This window comes from Schaalia cardiffensis (genome assembly GCF_016405145.1).
In the GTDB taxonomy this organism is placed as follows: Bacteria; Actinomycetota; Actinomycetes; order Actinomycetales; family Actinomycetaceae; genus Pauljensenia; species Pauljensenia cardiffensis.
Genome location: NZ_JAEKIA010000029.1, coordinates 1 through 2105 on the forward strand (window position 1 = coordinate 1; position 2105 = coordinate 2105).

Consider the following 2105-nt stretch of genomic DNA (forward strand, 5'->3'; position numbering starts at 1 on the left):
GTCCTCCACGAACTCGGCGAACTCGGCCCCCTCCTGGACCGAGAGCTCCACATCGGATCGGGACACATCAGCTACGACGGCGCACCCCACGTCCTCGACGACCACGAGCAGCACGCAGACGAAGGCGTCATCACCTTCACCGTCGGCCACCCCCTCGAAAGGGCGATTGAGCTCGAAAACACTCTCGTATCCGCATTCGGATTGACCAGTGCCCGCGTATCCCTCTCCGACCCGACCGTCTCCATCCGCGAAGTCACCCGTCTGGGCGCAGATCTACTCGAAGAACTCCTCGACGACGACTCCGTCCTCGCCGTCACCAATGGTCGTACCGTTGCCGAAGTGGCCCAATCGCTGCCGCGCAGGCGGCGTCCGAATATGACCGTCGTCCAAGCACTCGGGGTCATCGCACACGACAACCACCTCATCGACTCGCACGAGATCTGCCAACAATTCGCCTCCTCCCTCGGAGCGCCCTACCACACCCTCCCCGCGCCGCTGGTCGTCTCGAGCCAGCAGATGGCCCAGGCACTGCACCGCGAGGGGAGGGTCGCCACTTCCCTGGCGATGGCGTCGCACGCCGATGTCCTCATCACGGGAATCGGAGCGACGACTGCCACCACAGACGGTGCGATCTTCAATGACTACGTCAGTGCCGACGAGCACAATGAACTCCTCCGCTCGGGCGCCGTCGGTCATATCGGCGCCCACCACATCAATGCGAGGGGCCAACACATCGATCTCGGTTTCTGTCAACGACTCATCGCCGTCCCCTTCGACAGGCTGCGCGAAATAAACAATGTTGTCGCCATCGCGTGGGGCGCAGAAAAGGTCCCGGCGATCCGCGCGGCTCTCCTGTCAGGGGTGGTCGATCACTTCGTCACCGACGCTGCCACTGCTGATCTTCTCTTCGAGCCCTCACTCACGTCCAACGCTCCTGTGCCGCGACGACGCGGCGCGGTGTCGTCAGGCTGATCGCCGAAGAAGGCTGTCCCCTTTCAGTCGCCCCTCAGTCCCCGCTCAACGAGGTCGAGGATCGTCCTCGTCTCCTCGACGGTGAACTGCCCGGGCGCCGAGGATGCGCCGATGGTTGCGAAAGTGGCGGCTGAGAAGAGAACGGACCCGCCGATGCGGGTGAGCGCCCCTGCGTCGCCCATGCCGATGCCGATGACGGGGCGGTGGTGGGCGCGGTGCGCGGCGATCTGCGCGCTAAGGACTCGCACCGCCTCCTCCGCGGTGGTGACGCGGCATGCGACTTTGAGAACATCGGCTCCCGCGTCGGCCATACCCGTGTAGAGGGCGCCGAGCGCATCATCGGTCGGTGTCTGCTCGAAATCGTGAGAGGAGGCGACGACTGCGGCCCCGGCCTCGTGGGATTGGGCGATGAGGGCGCGGGCACCCGTCCTCGCGATCTCCACGTCGACGGCGTCCGCGAAGCGCGCGAGGAGGGCGACGAGGCGGACGTAGTCGCCGTCCTCCACATCAGCTTTCCCCCCTCGGCACTGGTGCGGATCGTTGCGAGGACCGGAACCGGCGACTGTGACACGGCCTGTTCCCACGCCGATTCAATGGCGGTGGCAGCTGTGGCGAGATCCTCCAGGGCACCGAGGAGCGGGTCGATGCGCCATTCGACGAGGTCGAGCGGGTGCGCGTCGAGCGCGGCGATCTCATCTGCGAGCGCCTGCGGCGTTCGACCCGTGATGGGCGCGATGATGCGCGTCGGCCCGTCCAGAGTGCACTCCCCGCGCCGGTCGCTCCGGCCGATTCGAACGATTCGATTCATCTCATCCTCCATTCGCTTCGTCTTCGGCGAGGCGGAGCAGGTCCCGCTCGGCATCGGTGAGGACATCCGAGCAGAGCCAGCCGTCGGGCAGATGCGGGGTCTTCTCCCCGCCTGCGCGGCCGCGTTTGCCGGTGGCCGCCTGCGGGTAGGGCTGATCGAGGTCGAGACCCGCGGGCATGTCGGACAGCTCGGCGAGGCTCGACACCATGGACAGGGCGTGGCGGGTGGGCCCGCCGACAGCGAAACCTCGTAGATACCAGCCGAGGTGCTTACGCATTTCACGCATCGCACGAGCCTCATCCCCCTGGTCTTCGACGACCCACCT

General features: G+C 66.3%; 1 protein-coding gene and 3 pseudogenes. 2 read left to right on the top strand and 2 right to left on the bottom strand.

What is annotated here, in order from left to right:
* Both JFX23_RS09475 and JFX23_RS09210 read left to right on the top strand, forming a co-directional pair.
* A pseudogene (locus JFX23_RS09475) lies at positions 1-126 on the top strand (ABC transporter ATP-binding protein); the annotation flags it as partial.
* Positions 127-201: 75 nt separating this feature from the next.
* Positions 202-972: a sugar-binding transcriptional regulator gene (locus tag JFX23_RS09210; RefSeq protein WP_233050743.1), complete on the top strand. Its 771-nt coding sequence runs from the start codon at positions 202-204 to the stop codon at positions 970-972.
* A 23-nt stretch (positions 973-995) separates the two neighbouring features.
* On the opposite strand, the pseudogene aroD reads toward JFX23_RS09210, so the two are convergent.
* Positions 996-1846, bottom strand: a pseudogene (aroD, locus tag JFX23_RS09215) (type I 3-dehydroquinate dehydratase).
* Positions 1782-2105, bottom strand: a pseudogene (locus JFX23_RS09220) (tRNA dihydrouridine synthase DusB); the annotation flags it as partial. The pseudogenes JFX23_RS09220 and aroD, both read right to left, overlap by 65 nt.